Below are 18,676 nucleotides of genomic sequence, written 5' to 3'. Positions count from 1 at the left end.
AATCTTTTTATTGTTCATATTCAAGATGATTATGCCTTTTACAACCAAACAAATAGCACCCACCTATAAAATCCGTTTCAAATTCTAACCCTGGAACGTATCCAGATTTGATACGTTCTACCATTGTTTTATAACAATTATTCTCTTCTGTATATTCCTCAATTAACTCTTTCTTATCATTTTCTGTCCAGTTTTCTTCTACTTCTTCATTCTGAACATCTTCTATTTCTGCTGTTTTCGCTTCGATACATTCCCGTATAACTTCATTTATACGGGAGAAATTATTCGTTTTATATAGAGCATACACAAATCTACCAATCCAATTAGGACTTTTCCAGCATTCTTTATATCCCTTTTCGAACCATTCAATTGCTTCTTTATAGCAATTCAACTCAACATATAAATCTGCTACATTAATTTCCCCTAAAAAATTATCAGATTCCCTGTTAAAAGTATCTAACTTCTCTTTTGCTTCTGTCGTTCGTTCTAAATCAATTAAACATTTTACATAGCTATACATGATATAGTCCGAATCCCCTGCAACTCGCAAGAAAAAGTCTGAAGCTTTTTCCAGCTCTCCAAGGTTATAATGCGCTACAGCTACATTATGATATGCTTCATCCGATGGTTGAATCGAAATAGATTTTTGTAATACTTCCTTCGCTTCTTCCCACTTTTTTTGTTTTATATAAATTTCCCCTAAGATGTTATAGGGAAAGTATGAAGAAGGATTCAACTTAACAACTTCTCTTATTAATTCAAGAGCTTTCTCATCATTCTCTTCCTCATAAAAGTACATCCAAGCCAGATTATTGAGAGATTGTACATCTCTAGATTTATGTACTGCTTGTTGAAATAGTTCCATTGCTTCCTCATATTTATTTTGTTCAAACATTTCAATTGCCTTCTCATTAATGTTCAAATAACTACCTCCGAAGTGAATGAATTCATCTATTCCCTATCATTATTGTAAAATGTAAAAATTGTAATTTCTATAAAAAAATTTCTTTCTCTCGTCTACATTTCGATTGAAATAGAAGCTAAAACACAAGAATTTACAACAATCAGTAAATTCTTCAATCTCCCTTAAATTGGATATACACCTGTTTTAATTTACATATTATGGTACAATTAAGGGGGTACTAACTAAACATTTACGCTCCGCACTAGTAATCTAGCAATACCAAAATCAAAAATCACATAGAATCGGAGGGGATGTTATGAAAAAGAAATTACTTGTTCTTCTATTCACTGGAATCATATTATCAGGATGTTCAACTATAGCAGAGAATTCTTTAGAAAGCGGGAAAGGCAGTATGGAATTATTAACACCAACGATCACAGCAAAAGATAATGAATTAGAAATTAAAACTAAAGGCATTGATGAAAATAAAGTAACTTTTATTTATGTTGCTAATAAAAAAGTGTTGGAACAAAAACTAAAAAATGGTGAATCCTACAAACTTAACATTAAAGATATCGAACACGCTCATAGGACGGACTACAAACCAAAAGTTCAACTTTTACAAACGAAAGACGATGATGATGATGAAGAAATAGTAACCTTCAAACAAGTTAGATATACAGTTAAAAACTAATTTTAAAGTTGTTTCATTATAAATGTAACAAAAGAAAATATACTTTTAACAGTAGATAAATATAGGGGGTGCTAACATGAAAAAACGATGGATTTCTTGGTGGATTGGTAACCTATTTTGGATTATCGTTTTTGGAATATGGGCCGCTATTATTTGGTTACGAGAGGTTGATGGTGCTGGTGTTATTCAAACACCTGAAATTAAATCCATATCACTTATCGTTATATTAATCGCGTTTATCATACCGGTATTTTTTCAAGTTATATGGCTAATCATTAATTTGAGGATGAGTAAAAAACATAATTATACGATTTAGTTTTTTTGAATTAACAGATGAATATTTTTCATAAAAAAAGAGAGGAATCTACATCAAAATAGATTCCTCCCTTTTACATTTAGACTTATACTGCGCTTTTAATGCATCACTATTCCTCTTTTTTACGATGCATGTTCATCTTTCTTCTTCATTAACGCTCTTTTCTTCATCGCCTTCGTTAAATATCCACCCTTAAACGAGCGAATTTCATACGAAGACATAAACGCTTTCGGTGCAATTTCATTAATGATTTCTAAAAGCTCTTTCTCTCTAGAACGCTTTGCGACGATATCTAAGCGATAACGTATAGAATTAATACCTTCGCCTTCAAATACTGTAACGCCAAATCCAGAGTGACGTAACTCATCTACTAATTCATTACAACGGTCTAGTAAACTAACTTGATACGTAATATAACCAATTGCTAATTTATTCTCTATATAACCGCCTAATAACAGTCCCGCACTAAAGCCAATGACATAGGCAACGATGTTCATCCAATTTGATAAATCTTGAAACACAATACCTAAACTGACAATGTAAATAGCTCCTTCTAACAATCCAACACCAGCAGCGGATCTTGTTTGATTCTTTACAAGCAAAATCGTACGGATTGTTAAAATTGGAACGTAAATAATTTGAAGCACAAAAATAAGTAGCGCTTGTAACATTGGTATCCACCTCTTTCAAAAAGTCTTTTGTCATAATAACATACATAACCTTTAGAAATCGATGGGTTTTTAATTTTTTTTTTATTATTTTTCATACTATTGAAAAACGCAAAAAAGAAGCGTATTATATTTGTCGTTAATTTGATTACTTGTATCATATCGCTAAACTAAAAAAGGAACCTGATTAGGTCCCTTTCATCATAGCTCTATGTTTTTTGAAGCATGTTCTCTTTGCTTCTCTTCTTCTTTCACTAACTGCATATTTGCATAAGCTAAATTTGCAATCATTAAAAAGTGACCACCTAAAATACCTGTACCGAATGCCCACATTTCCATTTCATGCTCAATTTCATACATGATGATAGCTCCTAAAATAGCAGCTGCAAATCGGTTTAAAACTCCTAATCCAGGAGCCTTTTTCTTCATTACGATACTTTTTCCGAGTTTCTCCACTCTGCGAGCTAATAACCAAAGACAATAGGCGCTTACTGCTAATCCAATACCGAACCCTGTCACTTGTTTTCCAAACGGAGTAATCGTCCACATAAGTAGTAAACCACTAAAGATCACATACAATTGTAATCGATATACACGTAAGGCTTCTTGAATCAAAATATCCGCTCCTAAGTTCTCATTTTTTGTACTTTAGAAGAAAAGCAGCAACTTACACAGTTGCTGCTTTCTCTTCTTCTTGTTCTTGTTCCATCTTACGAATTTCAACACGTTTAATTTGGTAAGCGTCTTTTTCTAACACTTTAAATTCATAACCTTCCGCCTCAACGTGTTGTCCTTCTTCGATTTCATGATTTTGCATCATAATCCATCCACCGATTGTATCCACATCATCTTCTTCGATGTGTAATCCAAATAAATCTTTCACTTCTGAGATAAGCACTTTTCCATCAACAATAATATGTTGCTCGTTCACATGTTGAATTGGTGGTGCTTCATCTTCATCATATTCGTCACGAATTTCGCCGACGATTTCCTCCAAGATATCTTCAAGCGTTACAATTCCAGCTGTTCCTCCGTACTCATCATATAAAACAGCCATCGGAATTCGCTTCTTCTGCATTTGAAGTAATAAATCGTGAATTGGAGTCGTTTCCATCACTTCAATAATCGGACGCATATACGAGCGAATAGATGATAAATCTTTTTGATCCTCGGTCATATATCGAATAAAGAAATCTTTTACGTTGACCATACCGATAATATCATCTTTATCTTCTCCAAAAATCGGATAACGTGTGTATCGCTCATTTTGGATTACTTTCATGTGTTCTTCTACTGAATCTTCCAGATAGAAACCAACGATTTCTGTTCGCGGTACCATAATCTCTTTTGCAATACGATTATCAAATTCAAAAATATTATTTACATACTTGTATTCAGCTTGATTAATTTCGCCACTTTCATAGCTATCTGAAAGGATAAGACGTAATTCTTCTTCTGTATGAGCTACTTCATGTTCTGAAGCTGGCTTTAAACCAAATAAACCAGTTATCACACGAGCTGAACCGTTCAATACCCAAATAAATGGATACATCACTTTATAGAACATCATTAATGGACCTGCCAATAATAACGTTACCCTTTCAGCCTTTTGAATTGCCATCGTTTTTGGAGCTAATTCTCCTACTACAACGTGTAAATACGTCATAATCATAAAAGCAAGACCAAATGTTAATACTGATGAAATAGAAGGATTTAAGTTCCATTTCTCAAATAACGGGTGTAATAACTTTTCAATTGTCGGTTCACCTAACCAACCTAATCCCATAGCTGTAACTGTAATACCTAATTGACAAGCAGATAAATATTCATCTAAATTTGTTGTTACCTTTTTCGCTGCTAAAGCACCGCGTTTTCCTTCCGCAACAAGCTGATCGATACGGCTTGAACGTATCTTTACAATCGCAAACTCTGCTGCTACGAAAAATCCAGTAAATGCGATTAAAATCGCAACCATGACTAAATTAAATATTTCCAATGAATCCCCTTAGTTAAAAAACTAAGGTGTCCACCTCCTGTATACTATAATGTTTTCTTATTTGTTTGTTAGAAAACATAGCCCGATACAAAAATTAAAGAGGTCGGATTTCACTTATTCTATAATAATAGAGCAAGTGTCTGTATTAAAGCTGTCGTTTGACCTGATAAAGATTTCGATATTTTTTCACGTTGTGAATCAGTCAATTCATCTAAAAGCGGTTTTAACTCAGTAAGCTCCACTTCTAATCGATGAATATGGTCTGTCACTTCATTCACTTGTTTCGAAACGTGTTCATTGATACCGAGCAGCTTCTTCTTCTCCTCGATTTTCTCTTTAATCTCACAAAGCGGCATATGCATTTCTTTGCACTTCTCAATAAATTGTAATGTCTCAAATGCTGTTTCGTCGTAATAGCGATAATTAGATTGAGATCGCTCCGCTTTTAAGATACCTAGATTCGTATAATAATCAATCGTTCGTTTCGACACGTGAGCCATGAGAGCCAACTGTCCGATTCGATACACCTTCCCAACGATCTTCCCCCCTTGTTTATATTACTTACATCATACAATACATAAACTGTACAGTCAAACGTGACGGTTTATTATTCACAATTTATACAAAATTCCAATCTCCTCCTATGATGATTCAATACGAGTAATCTACACTTATACAATAAAATTACTAAACTACTACCTAATCACTACATTATCTGCCACTTTTAACCTTTCTTATTTAAAAGCATATCCTACTAATAATGATTGCTTGTATAGGAGGGAATTAATATGAAAAAGACAATCATTTCTCATTTTTATAATGAAGAATACCTACTTCCATGGTGGCTTATGCATCACACGAAAATATTCGATCACGGCATTTTAATTAATAGAGGGTCTACAGATCGTTCCGTAGAAATTTGTAAGCTATTAGCACCCCACTGGGAAGTACGAAATTCAAGATTTCTTGAGTTTGATCCAACTAATACTGATATTGAAGTGATGGAAATTGAAAGAGAAGTTTCAGGTTGGAAAATCGTTTTAAATACTACTGAATTCTTTTGTTGTAATAATACTGAAGAATTTTTTTCATCTCTTCATACACTAGGCCAAAACATGTATGCGATTAGAATGATTTTAATGATAGATAATCATAATTATAATTATTCAAAGCCTAGATATTCTATCCCCTTAGTAGAACAGCGATACCACGGTGTCTTCCCTTATAACCCAAATCTCGGATGTGCTTGGAGATTTATTCACAATCATCTAGACGGTGCATATTTACCTGGTAGACATCATTCGCGGCACGGATATATAATTTATGACTATCCTTCATTTATTTTAAAATTTTATTTTAGCCCTTGGAATGAACAATCAAAGGCAAGAAAATTACAAATTACACCTACCCTTTCAAAAAGGGGTGTTCAAATGGGACTTCAAACACATTACGGTCAATCTCCTGAAGTACTGGACATACGTTTTTTAGAGCTTAGTAACCTAACACAAGACCTCCGTCATAACCCTGAATATCAAGAATTATTTCCAAAATTCAAACCGTAATATTTTCTGCATCGTCATCACCTCAAACATTTTCATTCACTTAATCAAAAACAATCTCATTTGCATAAAACATGAATACTGTATAAATAATAAATTTTTATTTTAGGAGGAAAAAATGAAAGCTGTTATTCTTGCTGGTGGGTACGGTACAAGAATTGGGGAAGAAACACATTTAAAACCGAAACCTATGATTGAAATTGGAACAAAACCCATTCTATGGCACATTATGAGTTTGTATAGTCATTACGGGATTACTGAGTTTATTATTTGCTTAGGCTATAAAGGATATGCAATTAAAGAGTTCTTTCTAAATTACAACTTACACATGTCTGATTTCACAATACAGTTAAACGATAATACAATTACTAGCCATTCTCATCGTGTAGAACCATGGAAAGTTACACTAATCGATACTGGTGTAAATACCGAAACGGGTGGCCGAGTGAAAAAGATTCAAAATTATGTCGGAGACGAACCTTTCTGCCTCACTTATGGTGATGGATTAAGTAATGTAAATATAAAAGAACTTATTACATTCCATAAAAAACATGGAAAATTGGCTACTGTTACTGCCGTACAACCTCCTGGTAGATTTGGTTCTCTCATATTAGATAAACAGTCTGTAACATCTTTTCAAGAAAAACCATTAGGTGATGGCGGATGGGTTAACGGTGGATTTTTCGTTTTAAATCCTGAAGTTTTCAATTACATTAGTGGAGATAAGTCTGTTTTTGAAACAGACACTTTAGTTCAGTTAGTAAACAAAAATGAATTGGCCGCATATCAACATTCTGGTTTTTGGCATCCGATGGATACATTGCGCGATAAAAATAAATTAGTCGAGCTATGGGAAAGTAATAACGCTCCATGGAAGGTTTGGTAATATGGCTTCATCATCTTTTTGGAATAAGAAAAAAGTATTTATTACGGGACATACTGGATTTAAAGGCTCATGGCTCACCCTTTTCTTAACTTCTTTAGGTGCAGAAGTAGTAGGCTTTTCTTCTCATCCCCCATCCATTCCTAACATTTTTGAACAAAGTAACGTAGCAAAAGAGTGCACGACAATGAAAGGTGATATTACAGATTACCATTCTTTATTTCATGCCATGAAGCAGCATAAACCTGACATAATATTCCATTTAGCAGCTCAGCCAATCGTAACCGCTTCATACAAAAATCCTATCGATACATTCAAAACGAATGTTTTAGGTACTGTCCACGTGCTAGAAGCAGCAAAGTCCGTCGAAAGCGTACGTGCCATTATTAATGTGACAAGCGATAAATGTTATGAGAATGACGGTAGTGGCGACCGAGCGTTCGTGGAAAATGACCGACTAGGAGGTTTCGACCCTTATAGCGCTAGTAAAGCTTGCGCTGAATTAGTCGCAACATCTTATCACAAATCTTTTTTTCACACGAATACTACTTCGCTTGCCTCTGTAAGAGCAGGTAACGTTATTGGTGGTGGTGATTGGGCAGAAGATCGATTATTCCCTGATATCATTCGGGCATATTTGCACAATCATACTTTGTGTATTCGAAACAAATATGCCGTCCGTCCGTGGCAACATGTTTTAGATCCTCTACATGGCTATATCCTTTTAGCTGAGAAACTTTGGAATGATGATAAATATGCAGAAGCGTGGAATTTCAGCCCAATGAATGAACCTAACAGAACCGTTCATGATGTCATTGAATCTGTAATAAAATTATGGAATAACCCACTAACAATCATTTCCTCCTCTACAAATACTCCTTATGAATCACCTGTTTTAACACTCGACAGTACAAAAGCAGTAAATAAACTCGGCTGGACTCCTAAGTTATCAACAGATGATGCTATCGCTTGGACTGTTGATTGGTACAAAAAATATGCATCTGGTGAAAATATAGAATCTTTCACACGACAACAAATCGATGCATTCAAAAATTTATAAGGGGGCTATAAAATGGAACAGAAAAAATGCCGTTTTTGCCACTCATTACTAACCAACACTTTTTTAGATTTGGGCGTTTCCCCTCTTGCTAATTCATTTGTAGCTCCTGAAAGCTCATATAAAATGGAACCTTTTTATCCGCTGCACACATTTGTTTGTAACTCTTGTTTACTCGTACAGCTAGATGAATTTGAATCCCCACAAAATATTTTTCATAACTATTTATACTTCAGCTCTTACTCCTCAAGTTGGCTACTACACGCTAAACAATACGTAGAAATGGCGATTAAGCGTTTCAACTTAACGAAACATTCAAAAGTGATTGAAATCGCAAGTAACGATGGGTACTTATTACAATACTTTAAAAAAGAAAATATCGAGACATTGGGAATTGAACCCGCGAAAAACGTAGCAGAAATTGCTATCAAAAAAGGAATTCCTACTCATGTAAATTTTTTCAGTAATGACTTAGCAAAAAAATTGCCACAAGCTGATTTAATCGTCGCAAATAACGTATTAGCACACGTTCCGAACTTGCATGATTTTGTCGCTGGTTTAAAAACACTATTAAAACGTGATGGCACGATAACAATTGAATTCCCACACTTATTAAACCTTATATCCTTTAACCAATTTGATACCATCTACCATGAACACTTCTCCTACTTCTCACTTATAAGCCTTCAAAAAGTTTTAAGTTATCATCATTTAAAAATTATTGATGTAGAAGAACTTTCAACGCATGGTGGTTCCTTACGGATTTTTGTAAACCATCTAAGTGCCCAATCAACTATCCATTCCAATGTTACAAAATTAATTCAAAAAGAAGTCGATCATGGGTTAGATACTTTAGATTACTATCTCCTTTTTTCTAAACGCATCGAACAATTGAAAATAAATATTTTAAAGTTTTTTATTGAAGCGAAAGTTTTAAACAAACAAATTATCGGTTACGGTGCTCCAGCTAAAGGAAACACCCTTTTGAATTATTGCGGGATAGGTAAAGAATTTCTAGCTTATACAGTAGATAAAAATCCTCACAAACAAAATCTCCTTTTACCAGGAACTCGTATTCCAGTAAAATCTCCAGCAGAAATTAAACGTACAAAACCGGATTACATTTTCATACTTCCTTGGAATTTGAAAGACGAAATTATGAAAGAATGCTCTTTCATTCGTGAATGGGGCGGTAAATTTTTAGTGACGGTTCCAGAAGTTGAGGTGATCGAGCCATGAAGAAAGTTGTTGTAACAGGTGGTAGTGGCTGGATAGGTAAATATGTTGTACATTCACTTATACAAAAGGGATATGAAGTGCACGCCACGTATAATAAAAATAACCCCTCTCACCTCCCTTGCCATTGGCATAAAGTAAACTTGCTTCGCGATGACGAAGTAAAACAATTCATTTCGGATGTTCAGCCTAGCCATCTCATTCACCTTGCTTGGGAAGCAGTGCCACCAGCATGCTATATATCTATTAATAATTACTATTGGCTAAAGTCTAGTATTTCATTGATTCAACACTTCACAATATGCGGTGGAAAGCGTGTTGTCGTTGCAGGTACTGGCGCAGAATACGAATGGTTTAACGGCGTATTATTTGAAGATTCACCGCTCCTTTCCTATAAAACCCCGTATTCTTTGTGTAAAAATGCACTGCACTCCTGGCTAGAAACGTATGCACAACAAACAGGCCTCAGCATGTGTTGGGGCCGCATTTTTCATATGTATGGACCTCACGAACAAGGTAATCGGCTCGTTTCTAACATTATCACTTCCTTATTAAAAAATGAGGAAGCACTATGTACACATGGAAAACAATCGAGAGATTTCCTCCATGTGAGTGACGTCGCTGACGCTCTCGTAACAGTATTAGAACATGGCGTTACAGGCACCATCAATATCGCTTCAGGTCAATCTGTACAAATTAAAGAACTAGCTTCTATCATCGCTAAAAAGATAGGAAAAGAACATTTAATTAAACTAGACGCGATTCCTTTCTCTAAGGATGAACCTTTATTCGTCGGCGTTAGTGTAGAACGTTTAAAAACTGAAGTAAACTGGAAACCAACATACGATTTAAATACAGGAATAGAAGAAACAATTTTATGGTGGGAATCATTTATACAAAAACATAACGATATACGTCACTAAAACGTAAATCCTTCGTTCCTCTCGCTAATTCCTTATACCATTCTTCTAATCTTTCCGGCGTAATAATATGGTGCGTCCCCATTCCCCCATGCTTACTAGCTTCAGAAAGAGTCGGACCAATTTGTAACTTTCTCTTTCTCATCACATCGTTCCACGGACTAAATCCAAACCATAATATACAAGCAAGAGGTGGATAAATCATCGATTCATGCGCAGATAAATGTCTTCCAACCGTATAACTTCCATGCTCATGATTATGAATAAATCTACCTCTTCTCCATAACGGCCAATCTTCTGGTAAATAACCATGAAATCGCTGTTTCATTAAAGGTATTCCAAAGTTAAGGTCAGGATAGTTGTAGTTAGGATCATCAACCATAATAAGCCCGTCCAGCCAATACATCCTCCCCCCCAATTCATTTAGCGATTTCCAAAACTGATTTTTATCTTGCACGCAAAGAAACTCAGTCGTATTTAAAATCATTTTCCATCCTTGTACTTCTTGTTCTATCCTCATCACTTCATGATCTGTCGCATATGCATCAAACTCTGGATTTACAGAATCTCGCACCTCCCAATGCGGTGCGAATTTTTTACAAATCTCAACGGAACGATCTGTTGAACCTTTATTAATTAAAATACCATGATCAAAAAGTTTCGTATGATGCATAAGCCACCATGGCAATAAATACTCTTCATTGTAAAAATGTGAAATAACGGTTGTAGTTATAATAATCTCCTCCTCTTTCTCTATTAATCTACTTTTTATCCTACAACCAATATACTCATAAGCAAAAATATGTTTCCTAATTATTGATCAAATATTATTATTAATATTTTTGTAAGTTTTCCTTTGGTACCCAGCCCTTCTCACCATCTCTTCCTTCGCACCAAACCCATTCATTCAATTCTTCTAATCCGATCAATCTTTCTCCAATATTCACATTTAATTCTTTCGCAGTATATTGTTTTATAATAATTCCTGTTCCATTCATATCTTTTCTTATAATTTGCTCCGGAACCCATCCTTTCCGGTTATACTTCTCTTCGTGACAAAACATCCAGTTTTCCCAGTTTTCCGGACCAGCGTAACTCTCTATCATTTTCACTACATCCCCCTCTTCTAAGCGAATTGGATTAGGATAATTGCTAACATGTGATTTTATAACGATATATTTCATAACAACCTCCAATAATCAGAAAATTAAGTTATAATATCATTATAACTTAAAGAGGAGGAATGCACTCATGTACTACAACACTTCATTCGAAAACGATCAACCTGTAGGCCGTCTATAAACTAAGACGGGCTTATAACACATACACTATGCCTCGTCTTAGGGAACTCATATTACCCTAAAAATAGACGGAGGTACTTCAAATGAAACAAACAATTTTAGGAGCTATATGCTTATCACTAGCAGCAAGTATATGGGGCGGTATGTATGTTGTTAGCAAATACGTACTCGATTTCATTCCACCACTAACACTCGTTTGGCTACGCTTTATTATCGCTTTTGTTGTTTTATATGGCATTTTGAAACTAGCTGAGAAAAAGCAAAAGAAAAAAGTAACCATTCGCAAAAAAGATTGGCTCCTATTCGCTTGGATTGGATTTATCGGCTATTTCATTTCGATCACATGCCAATTTATCGGAACAAAATTATCCGACGCTCATACAGGCTCGTTAGTTACATCAGCTACACCTGCATTTATGGTTATATTTGCAGCGCTCATTTTGAAAGAAAAACTAACTGCTCGTAGACTTTTATCTACTATAATAGCGACAATCGGTGTCATTATCGTAATCGGATGGGATATTGAAATTGGCTCCTATTTTATTGGAACAATCATTTTAGTTGGAGCCGCTATTACGTGGGCTTTACTATCTATTTATGTAAAAATCGCTTCAATCCAATTTTCATCCTTAGTTATTACAACGTACGCAATTTTCTTTTCACTCTTTTTTATTACACCTTTTATGATATGGGAGCTACAAGCGGCCTCTATCGGAACAGTAAATACGTACGTAATATTAGGCGTATTATATTTAGGAATCGTCTCAACAGCAGGTGCCTTTTTCCTTTGGAATAAAGGATTAGAATTACTGGATGCAAGCATAGGTTCCTTATTTTTCTTCTTCCAACCTATCGTTGGATCGTTACTTGGTTGGCTCTTATTAAATGAAACATTAAATAGTAACTTTTTTATTGGTGGTATTCTTATTATATGTAGCGTTTTAATTACTACTTTTGAAAAGAAATAAAAAGCAGGCAGAGATTCTTAGTCTCTGCCTGTTCGCATTATTGGATCTTGGTCGTGAAAACCAATACAAATCGGTATATTATTTTGCACTTCACTACGTACACTTATAAAACTACACAGCGTTTTAGCAATTAAATATAAAGTGATACCAATTGCTTTTTCACTTGCGTCAAAGCCATTTTCATTATACATATCCGCTAATTCTACAGACTCCGGTCCCTCAACATCATATGTCCATTCAGAAGCCCAATCATCATCCTCTTCTTCAAGTGGAGCATACTCCTCACAAATATAAAACTGACTAGTCCACTCGTTATCAAGGTCATACTCAAAATAAATCGCTTTTGCTTCTTCATTAGTAGCCATATCTACAGCTGCATCCAAACCTACTCGAATACTTACCTTATATGACTCTACATCAATTACTTTAATTCGTTCTGCATATTCTGTAGACGCCAACATGCAACAAATATCATAATACTTCGCTTCTATTTGCTCTACTGCTAACGAAAAGACATCCTCTTGCATCTCTTCTAAATACTGAAATATATCCACACTAAATACTCCTCACTCTTTACGCACTCCAATGCGATGGACGAGACAATAATTTCGGTAATTTCGTATGTTTGTCCCCTCTAGCAGCATTAACTTGAACTTGCGTCAGAAAAATACTATTAGTAAAATCAGCCCCGCGAATATCTGCATCTCGCAAATCTGCTCCGATGAGATCTGCTCCTCTTAAATCTGCACCATTTAAGTTAGCCGCAATTAAGTAAGCTCCTCTTAAATTTGCACCTTGTAAATTTTTCTTTTTCAGATTCGCTCCCATAAGGTCTGCTCCGCGGTGAATAATTCGTTTCTTACGCGCAGTATTCATTTCCTTCCATACTAATTCGCTCGTTTCTAAAAGAAGAATGTTCACCTCTGCCCTATGCATTGGAACATTTATTTTCATTAGCTCATCTGGATTTAAATTCGAAAGTCGCTCTGTCTCCTCAATTGCGGTCTCCAGCTCTTTATGAATTGGCTGTGTTGCCTTTAAAAGAATCGCTTCATTCAAATACCAAAGCATTTCATGAAGTTGATGCATAACCGGAAAAGCATCGTACATTTTTCTTGCATGCTTTGCATCTTTCCTCCAATCAATCCCTTTAAACGTACCCTGAGAAATCTTCTGCCCAGCACCGAAACACTCAAATACTGTACAACCTTTATAACCTTTTCCTCTAAGATTTTTATGTATACTACATTTAAAATCTGATTGTAAGTTGGAACATGGTTTACCACCATCTTTATTCACTGCAAAATCTACCGATGCTGCAAACGGTAATGCAACGCAACATAGACCGAAGCATTTTTCGCAGTTTGCTTTTAAATGATCGTTATGATTAGTCAAAATCTATACCCCCTGTTGTCTTTTGACTATTTCATAATATTCCAACTGTAATAAATAATCAATTTTAAAATAAACCAGCATCTTTCGTTTCAATTCATAACTTTATCATTCGATTTCCTTTCAATTGAAAAGGACTATTTCTATTTAATGAATTATAATTAAATTATAAATTTTCTGACTAAAAAGGAGACTTATTATGGCACTAGAAATGAAAACAAACTGTCAAATTTGCGATCAATCGCTCGAACAAGATTCTGAAGCATACATTTGTGTATATGAATGTACATTTTGCGCACCATGTACAGAAGAAAGACATAACGTTTGTCCAAACTGCGGCGGCGAATTAGTACGTAGGCCGAAAAAGAAACAATAAAAAGCAAAGCGATATCGCTTTGCTTTTGTTTAGGCATCTGAAATTATATATTTAAAAACTTCACACAAACAGGCTCTGGCACAACAACATCAGATTGTAAAAGTGTTAACTTACCTGTAGATTCATCTCTTGAAAATAACACAAGATTATGTGACTTTTCATTTGTAGCAACAAGGAACTTTTCAGTAGGATCTAATACAAAGTCTCTTGGCCAATTTCCTTCTGTAGATGTATGTTCAACAAATGTAAGCTGACCTGAATTTTGATCTACGCTATAAACAGCGATACTATTATGACCACGATTACCTGCATATACAAAACAGCCGTCAGAAGAAATATGAATCGCACTTCCTTGATTATTTTCATCAAACTCTTCTGGAACAGTAGAAATATACTGTAGTTCTGTAAAGGATCCTTCTGTAGGATTATATGTTAACACAATAACCTCTGAACTAAGCTCCGTCATTACATACGCATACTTTCCATTCGGATGAAAAGTAATATGTCTTGGACCACTTCCTGGATTTACAGATAAACGATTCACTTCTGTTAATATACTATCTTTTACTTCATACGTAATTATTTTATCTATCCCTAAATCAACGCCCACTACATATTTTTCATCAGGAGTATATCCCGCGTAATGTGCATGTGGTTTTTCTTGTCTTTCTTTATTCGGACCTGAACCTTCATGTGTCATAATAGATGCAGCAGGATTTACAGTTCCATTTTCTTCATTTACTTCAAAAGACTCAATCGTTCCTTTATGGTAATTTGCTGTAACTACTGTATGATTTCCACTATCAACACTAATATGACAAGGAGAAGCCCCTTCTACTACTTGTCTATTTTTCGCTTTTAGTTCTCCAGTATGACTATCCATGGAATATGCAGCTACACCGCCAGATTCGCCTTCCTTAACAACGGAATAGAGATATTCATTATTTCGATTAATCGTTACATATGTAGGGTTATCCAACTTAGCGGCAAGTGTTACATTACTAATTTTTTTTGCTTCCGTTTCTAAAGTAAACTTATATATTCCTTCACTATTTTCTTTCGTGTATGTTCCAACATATCCGATAAACTCTTTGTTATTCTTCATTTTCATAACCCTCTCTCCCTATATTTTTCATTCATCATACTTCTTAAAATATTTTATGTTGAAAGAGTATCCTAAAAAATCGGAGTACCTCTTTATACGTTACCATATTTTCTTGGTAACTAGCTTTTAAACCCACTTTTTTTGGTACGCTGCTATACTTTCATATTCTTCTTCCAATTGACGAGACAGACGAATATAGATTGGTGTTAAATCTTTATATTTTTCCACACTTTCCATGTTTGGTTCATGATGGAAATTCGCACCTACCATTTCAGAAACTACATGCAACGTATCTACTTCACCTAAACTATATAAACCGAGGATTGCAGCTCCTAAGCAAGAGCTTTCAAAACTTTCCGGAACATATACGTCTTGATGGAAAATATCTGCCATCATCTGTCTCCAAAGTTCCGATCTTGCAAAACCACCTGTCGCTTGAATTTTTTTCGGTTCACCAATTAGCTCTTTTAAAGCAAGAAGAACGGTGTATAAATTATAAATTACTCCTTCTAAAACAGCACGGATCAGATGTTCTTTCTTATGATGCAATCCAAGTCCAAAGAAAGATCCTCGCGCATTTGCATTCCATAAAGGAGCTCTTTCTCCTGCTAAATACGGGTGAAATAATAAACCGTCGGACCCCGGACTCACTTTTGCTGCTATTTCAGTAAGCACTTCATATGGATCTTTTCCTAAACGCTTCGCAAGCTCAATCTCTGAAGTGCCTAATTGATCACGAGCCCATCTGAAAATCATACCACCGTTATTAACTGGTCCACCAATTACCCAATGGTCTTCAGTTAAGGCGTAACAAAAAATTCTACCTTTTGGATCTGTTACAGGACGATTTGTTACAGCACGTATCGCACCGCTTGTACCAATTGTCACAGCAACAACACCAGGATCAATTGCATTTACACCTAAATTGGATAGGACTCCATCACTCGCTCCTACTACAAAAGGCGTAGAAACAAGTACATTCATCTCTTTGGCAAGCTCTTCATCTAATCCGGTTAAACTGTGCGTTGTTGGAACGAGTTTAGAAAGCTTGTCATCTGTAATTCCCGCAACATGTAAAGCCTCTTCATCCCATTTTAAAGATTTCAAATTAAACATCCCTGTTGCTGATGCTATAGAATAATCAATTACATAATCCTTATATAACTTATAAAAAACATACTCTTTAATAGAAATAAATTTATAACTTTTTGCGAACAATTCTGCCTGTTCATTCTGTAACCAAACTAATTTCGAAAGTGGCGACATCGGATGAATTGGTGTCCCAGTACGCAAATAAATTTCATGACCATTCATATCATTCTTTATTTTCTCTGCCCAGCTTGCACTTCTATTATCTGCCCAAGTGATACATCTCGTTAACGGTTTTCCCTTCTCATCTACAGCAATGATACTATGCATTGCCGAACTAAAAGAGACACAAAGAATATCATTCGGCTGTACACTACTTGACTGTACAGTTTCTTTAATCGTATTTATTACTGCACGAAAAATTTCTTCTGGGTCTTGTTCTGCTATTTCAGGTGTAGGAGAATATAAAGGATATTCAATTCCATGACTTGCAATAACAGACCCATCAGTAGAAAATAGAACCGATTTTGTACTAGTTGTCCCAATGTCTACACCAATCATATATTTTGTGCTCACCATTTCTTCCTCCTAACAAAAATCCCTACAGTATCCTAATCATATAAGAACCATAAAAATATATTTATTTTATCTGTTCATAACGTTATGTGCTAAAGTTGTCTCTCTTAATTGATATAAAAATATCCTTATTTTAAACAAACATATCGAGTAGTAAAACTCCTCCAAAAGCGATAAATGAAAGTAACGTTTCTAATACCGTCCATGTTTTAAATGTTTCTTTCACTGTTAAACCTAAGTATTCTTTTACCATCCAGAACCCAGCATCGTTTACGTGTGAAAACATTAATGCTCCTGCACCTGTTGCAATGACGAGCAACTCTAAATTCACACCTGTCGTATTTTCAATGATTGGTGAAACGATGCCTGCTGCTGTTGTTAAAGCGACTGTCGCTGACCCTGTCGCAATTCGAATTAGTCCTGCTACTATAAATGCTAATACAATTGGAGATAGAGCTAAATGCTCAGACATTTGAGCAATAGCATTGCCTACACCACTATCGATAAGAATTTGCTTAAATCCCCCGCCGGCACCAATAATCGCAACAATTGAACCGATTGGTAATAAGCTATCTTCTGTTACCTTCTTAATAGCCTTTTTATCGATACCTTGACGAAATCCAAGAAAATAAAACGCTGCAAAACATGCAATCAATAACGCAATGATAGGACTACCGATTAATGTGATAATCTTCATCAAAGTAGTAGAAAGTGGAACATAAGGAGCCGCTGCAGCTAAAACCATTAACATAACTGGTAACAATATGACTAAAAATGAAACTCCTATTCCTGGTAATTTCGTTGATTTTGTATTTACACGAATCAATTCTGGCTCATTTTCAGGAATTACACGTTTGTGAATCCATTTAGCGAATATAGGACCTGCAATAATCGCTGCAAAAAATGTAATAATGAGTGAATACAATAGTACCTTCCCAAGGTTCGCTTTATAAATACCAATTGCAACGATTGCCCCTGGATGCGGAGGAACTAGGCCATGTACGACAGATAGCCCAGCAATTGCTGGTAACGCTATCAATAAAATATTTTGTTTCGTAGTTTTATGAATTGAAATTACTAACGGCAACAATATTAAAATACCTACTTCAAAAAACACCGGAATTCCAATAATAAAACCTGCAATTAACATAGCCCACGGTAAGTTTTTTATCCCAAAGGATTTAATAAAGAACTCTGCCACTTGCATTCCAGCACCTGACTCTGCCATCATTTTCCCTAAAATTGTACCTAAAACTAAAATACCTACTAAATGCCCGAGAACACTCCCAACTCCCGTTTCATAAGCACTCACTATTTTATCCATTGGCATTCCAGACATAATTGCTAAAAACAAACTTGCAACCGTTAAACTAATAAACGCATGCCATCTCCACCACGAAACCCCTAAAATAACAATTACAATTGATAATAATGTAATCATTAAAAGGTACATATTCATACTTAATCCCCCTTTATGTAAACCCTTTCAAAAATGCTATATAATGAAAAGAACCTATATAGTTCTTACTTGAGTAAAAGATAGCTTTACATATTGATATGCACTTAAAAGCATCCTCACATCATAATGATTTATACAAAAAGAATCTCCCTTATCAGAGATATACTTTAACTCACC

21 protein-coding genes are annotated in these 18,676 nt (G+C 35.2%); 9 read left to right on the top strand and 12 right to left on the bottom strand.

Annotated features, from left to right (window positions below; genetic code table 11):
• Positions 1-7 precede the first annotated feature (7 nt).
• Positions 8-922 (bottom strand): tetratricopeptide repeat protein, encoded by a 915-nt coding sequence (locus tag BLT20_RS20595; protein ID WP_001024471.1) that lies wholly within the window; start codon positions 920-922, stop codon positions 8-10.
• Between the two features lie 298 nt (positions 923-1,220).
• Here BLT20_RS20595 and BLT20_RS20590 point away from each other — a divergent pair, with 298 nt between their 5' ends.
• Complete coding sequence (locus tag BLT20_RS20590; protein WP_000728045.1) at positions 1,221-1,598, top strand: hypothetical protein; 378 nt, start codon at positions 1,221-1,223, stop codon at positions 1,596-1,598.
• Positions 1,599-1,674: 76 nt separating this feature from the next.
• The gene (locus tag BLT20_RS20585) at positions 1,675-1,914 is read left to right on the top strand and encodes a DUF3923 family protein (protein ID WP_000747694.1); all 240 of its coding nucleotides are present in this window, start codon (positions 1,675-1,677) and stop codon (positions 1,912-1,914) included.
• Positions 1,915-2,036: 122 nt separating this feature from the next.
• On the opposite strand, the gene BLT20_RS20580 is transcribed toward BLT20_RS20585, so the two are convergent.
• The 4 genes from BLT20_RS20580 to BLT20_RS20565 all read right to left on the bottom strand — a co-directional run bounded on the left by BLT20_RS20580 (position 2,037) and on the right by BLT20_RS20565 (position 5,105).
• On the bottom strand, positions 2,037-2,585 hold the full coding sequence (locus BLT20_RS20580) for a DUF2179 domain-containing protein (RefSeq protein WP_000938438.1): 549 nt from the start codon (positions 2,583-2,585) through the stop codon (positions 2,037-2,039).
• A gap of 198 nt (positions 2,586-2,783) precedes the next feature.
• On the bottom strand, positions 2,784-3,197 hold the full coding sequence (locus BLT20_RS20575; RefSeq protein WP_000613883.1) for an ATP synthase subunit I: 414 nt from the start codon (positions 3,195-3,197) through the stop codon (positions 2,784-2,786).
• 52 nt (positions 3,198-3,249) lie between these two features.
• Positions 3,250-4,578, bottom strand: coding sequence for a hemolysin family protein (locus tag BLT20_RS20570; RefSeq protein ID WP_000402258.1), 1,329 nt, complete (start codon positions 4,576-4,578; stop codon positions 3,250-3,252).
• A 119-nt stretch (positions 4,579-4,697) separates the two neighbouring features.
• The gene (locus BLT20_RS20565; protein WP_000285639.1) at positions 4,698-5,105 is read right to left on the bottom strand and encodes a MerR family transcriptional regulator; all 408 of its coding nucleotides are present in this window, start codon (positions 5,103-5,105) and stop codon (positions 4,698-4,700) included.
• A gap of 261 nt (positions 5,106-5,366) precedes the next feature.
• Here BLT20_RS20565 and BLT20_RS20560 point away from each other — a divergent pair, with 261 nt between their 5' ends.
• The 5 genes from BLT20_RS20560 to BLT20_RS20540 all read left to right on the top strand — a co-directional run bounded on the left by BLT20_RS20560 (position 5,367) and on the right by BLT20_RS20540 (position 10,236).
• On the top strand, positions 5,367-6,140 hold the full coding sequence (locus tag BLT20_RS20560; protein WP_000750973.1) for a glycosyltransferase family 2 protein: 774 nt from the start codon (positions 5,367-5,369) through the stop codon (positions 6,138-6,140).
• A gap of 115 nt (positions 6,141-6,255) precedes the next feature.
• Positions 6,256-7,023 (top strand): glucose-1-phosphate cytidylyltransferase, encoded by a 768-nt coding sequence (rfbF, locus tag BLT20_RS20555; protein WP_000648804.1) that lies wholly within the window; start codon positions 6,256-6,258, stop codon positions 7,021-7,023.
• Position 7,024: 1 nt separating this feature from the next.
• A complete protein-coding gene (gene rfbG / locus BLT20_RS20550) occupies positions 7,025-8,080 on the top strand; it encodes a CDP-glucose 4,6-dehydratase (RefSeq protein WP_059303578.1) in 1,056 nt (351 codons plus the stop codon).
• 12 nt (positions 8,081-8,092) lie between these two features.
• A complete protein-coding gene (locus tag BLT20_RS20545) occupies positions 8,093-9,316 on the top strand; it encodes a class I SAM-dependent methyltransferase (protein ID WP_000435778.1) in 1,224 nt (407 codons plus the stop codon).
• Complete coding sequence (locus BLT20_RS20540) at positions 9,313-10,236, top strand: NAD-dependent epimerase/dehydratase family protein (RefSeq protein WP_000758374.1); 924 nt, start codon at positions 9,313-9,315, stop codon at positions 10,234-10,236. Before BLT20_RS20545 ends, BLT20_RS20540 begins: the two co-directional genes overlap by 4 nt.
• On the opposite strand, the gene BLT20_RS20535 is transcribed toward BLT20_RS20540, so the two are convergent.
• Both BLT20_RS20535 and BLT20_RS20530 read right to left on the bottom strand, forming a co-directional pair.
• The gene (locus BLT20_RS20535; RefSeq protein ID WP_075678122.1) at positions 10,205-11,005 is read right to left on the bottom strand and encodes a glycosyltransferase family 2 protein; all 801 of its coding nucleotides are present in this window, start codon (positions 11,003-11,005) and stop codon (positions 10,205-10,207) included. The genes BLT20_RS20540 and BLT20_RS20535 overlap by 32 nt on opposite strands.
• A 61-nt stretch (positions 11,006-11,066) precedes the next feature.
• Positions 11,067-11,417, bottom strand: a complete 351-nt coding sequence (locus BLT20_RS20530; RefSeq protein WP_000875287.1) for an SH3 domain-containing protein — start codon at positions 11,415-11,417, stop codon at positions 11,067-11,069.
• A gap of 200 nt (positions 11,418-11,617) precedes the next feature.
• Between BLT20_RS20530 and BLT20_RS20525 the strand changes: the two genes are divergently transcribed.
• The gene (locus BLT20_RS20525; RefSeq protein WP_000814733.1) at positions 11,618-12,502 is read left to right on the top strand and encodes a DMT family transporter; all 885 of its coding nucleotides are present in this window, start codon (positions 11,618-11,620) and stop codon (positions 12,500-12,502) included.
• A 17-nt stretch (positions 12,503-12,519) separates the two neighbouring features.
• Here BLT20_RS20525 and BLT20_RS20520 read toward each other — a convergent pair whose 3' ends face one another.
• Together BLT20_RS20520 and BLT20_RS20515 are read right to left on the bottom strand one after the other, a co-directional pair.
• Positions 12,520-13,056 carry a hypothetical protein gene (locus BLT20_RS20520; protein WP_000350941.1) on the bottom strand — a complete coding sequence of 179 codons (537 nt, stop codon included), beginning with the start codon at positions 13,054-13,056 and terminating at the stop codon, positions 12,520-12,522.
• Between the two features lie 19 nt (positions 13,057-13,075).
• Positions 13,076-13,897: a pentapeptide repeat-containing protein gene (locus BLT20_RS20515; protein ID WP_000181430.1), complete on the bottom strand. Its 822-nt coding sequence runs from the start codon at positions 13,895-13,897 to the stop codon at positions 13,076-13,078.
• 196 nt (positions 13,898-14,093) lie between these two features.
• Between BLT20_RS20515 and BLT20_RS20510 the strand changes: the two genes are divergently transcribed.
• Positions 14,094-14,270 carry a DUF1272 domain-containing protein gene (locus BLT20_RS20510; protein ID WP_001162789.1) on the top strand — a complete coding sequence of 59 codons (177 nt, stop codon included), beginning with the start codon at positions 14,094-14,096 and terminating at the stop codon, positions 14,268-14,270.
• A 43-nt stretch (positions 14,271-14,313) separates the two neighbouring features.
• On the opposite strand, the gene BLT20_RS20505 is transcribed toward BLT20_RS20510, so the two are convergent.
• The 3 genes from BLT20_RS20505 to gntP all read right to left on the bottom strand — a co-directional run bounded on the left by BLT20_RS20505 (position 14,314) and on the right by gntP (position 18,499).
• Complete coding sequence (locus BLT20_RS20505; RefSeq protein ID WP_000782642.1) at positions 14,314-15,381, bottom strand: lactonase family protein; 1,068 nt, start codon at positions 15,379-15,381, stop codon at positions 14,314-14,316.
• 120 nt (positions 15,382-15,501) lie between these two features.
• Positions 15,502-17,043: a gluconokinase gene (gntK, locus tag BLT20_RS20500; RefSeq protein WP_000255193.1), complete on the bottom strand. Its 1,542-nt coding sequence runs from the start codon at positions 17,041-17,043 to the stop codon at positions 15,502-15,504.
• Between the two features lie 130 nt (positions 17,044-17,173).
• Positions 17,174-18,499 carry a gluconate permease GntP gene (gene gntP / locus BLT20_RS20495; protein WP_001057631.1) on the bottom strand — a complete coding sequence of 442 codons (1,326 nt, stop codon included), beginning with the start codon at positions 18,497-18,499 and terminating at the stop codon, positions 17,174-17,176.
• Between the last annotated feature and the right edge of the window lie 177 nt (positions 18,500-18,676).

The sequence above is a fragment of the Bacillus sp. cl96 genome (assembly GCF_900100505.1).
GTDB classification, from domain to species: Bacteria; Bacillota; Bacilli; order Bacillales; family Bacillaceae_G; genus Bacillus_A; species Bacillus_A cereus.
The sequence above is the reverse complement of the archived record's forward strand: the minus strand, read 5'-3'. Positions and strand labels throughout refer to the sequence as shown.

Excerpts from the sequence above, each read along its gene's own strand:
- BLT20_RS20590 (WP_000728045.1), top strand. The coding sequence starts at position 1,221 with ATGAAAAAGAAATTACTTGTTCTTCTATTCACTGGAATCATATTATCA.
- BLT20_RS20585 (WP_000747694.1), top strand. The coding sequence starts at position 1,675 with ATGAAAAAACGATGGATTTCTTGGTGGATTGGTAACCTATTTTGGATT.
- BLT20_RS20580 (WP_000938438.1), bottom strand. The coding sequence starts at position 2,585 with ATGTTACAAGCGCTACTTATTTTTGTGCTTCAAATTATTTACGTTCCA.
- BLT20_RS20560 (WP_000750973.1), top strand. The coding sequence starts at position 5,367 with ATGAAAAAGACAATCATTTCTCATTTTTATAATGAAGAATACCTACTT.
- rfbF (WP_000648804.1), top strand. The coding sequence starts at position 6,256 with ATGAAAGCTGTTATTCTTGCTGGTGGGTACGGTACAAGAATTGGGGAA.
- rfbG (WP_059303578.1), top strand. The coding sequence starts at position 7,025 with ATGGCTTCATCATCTTTTTGGAATAAGAAAAAAGTATTTATTACGGGA.
- BLT20_RS20545 (WP_000435778.1), top strand. The coding sequence starts at position 8,093 with ATGGAACAGAAAAAATGCCGTTTTTGCCACTCATTACTAACCAACACT.
- BLT20_RS20540 (WP_000758374.1), top strand. The coding sequence starts at position 9,313 with ATGAAGAAAGTTGTTGTAACAGGTGGTAGTGGCTGGATAGGTAAATAT.
- BLT20_RS20530 (WP_000875287.1), bottom strand. The coding sequence starts at position 11,417 with ATGAAATATATCGTTATAAAATCACATGTTAGCAATTATCCTAATCCA.
- BLT20_RS20525 (WP_000814733.1), top strand. The coding sequence starts at position 11,618 with ATGAAACAAACAATTTTAGGAGCTATATGCTTATCACTAGCAGCAAGT.
- BLT20_RS20510 (WP_001162789.1), top strand. The coding sequence starts at position 14,094 with ATGGCACTAGAAATGAAAACAAACTGTCAAATTTGCGATCAATCGCTC.
- BLT20_RS20505 (WP_000782642.1), bottom strand. The coding sequence starts at position 15,381 with ATGAAAATGAAGAATAACAAAGAGTTTATCGGATATGTTGGAACATAC.
- gntK (WP_000255193.1), bottom strand. The coding sequence starts at position 17,043 with ATGGTGAGCACAAAATATATGATTGGTGTAGACATTGGGACAACTAGT.
- gntP (WP_001057631.1), bottom strand. The coding sequence starts at position 18,499 with ATGAATATGTACCTTTTAATGATTACATTATTATCAATTGTAATTGTT.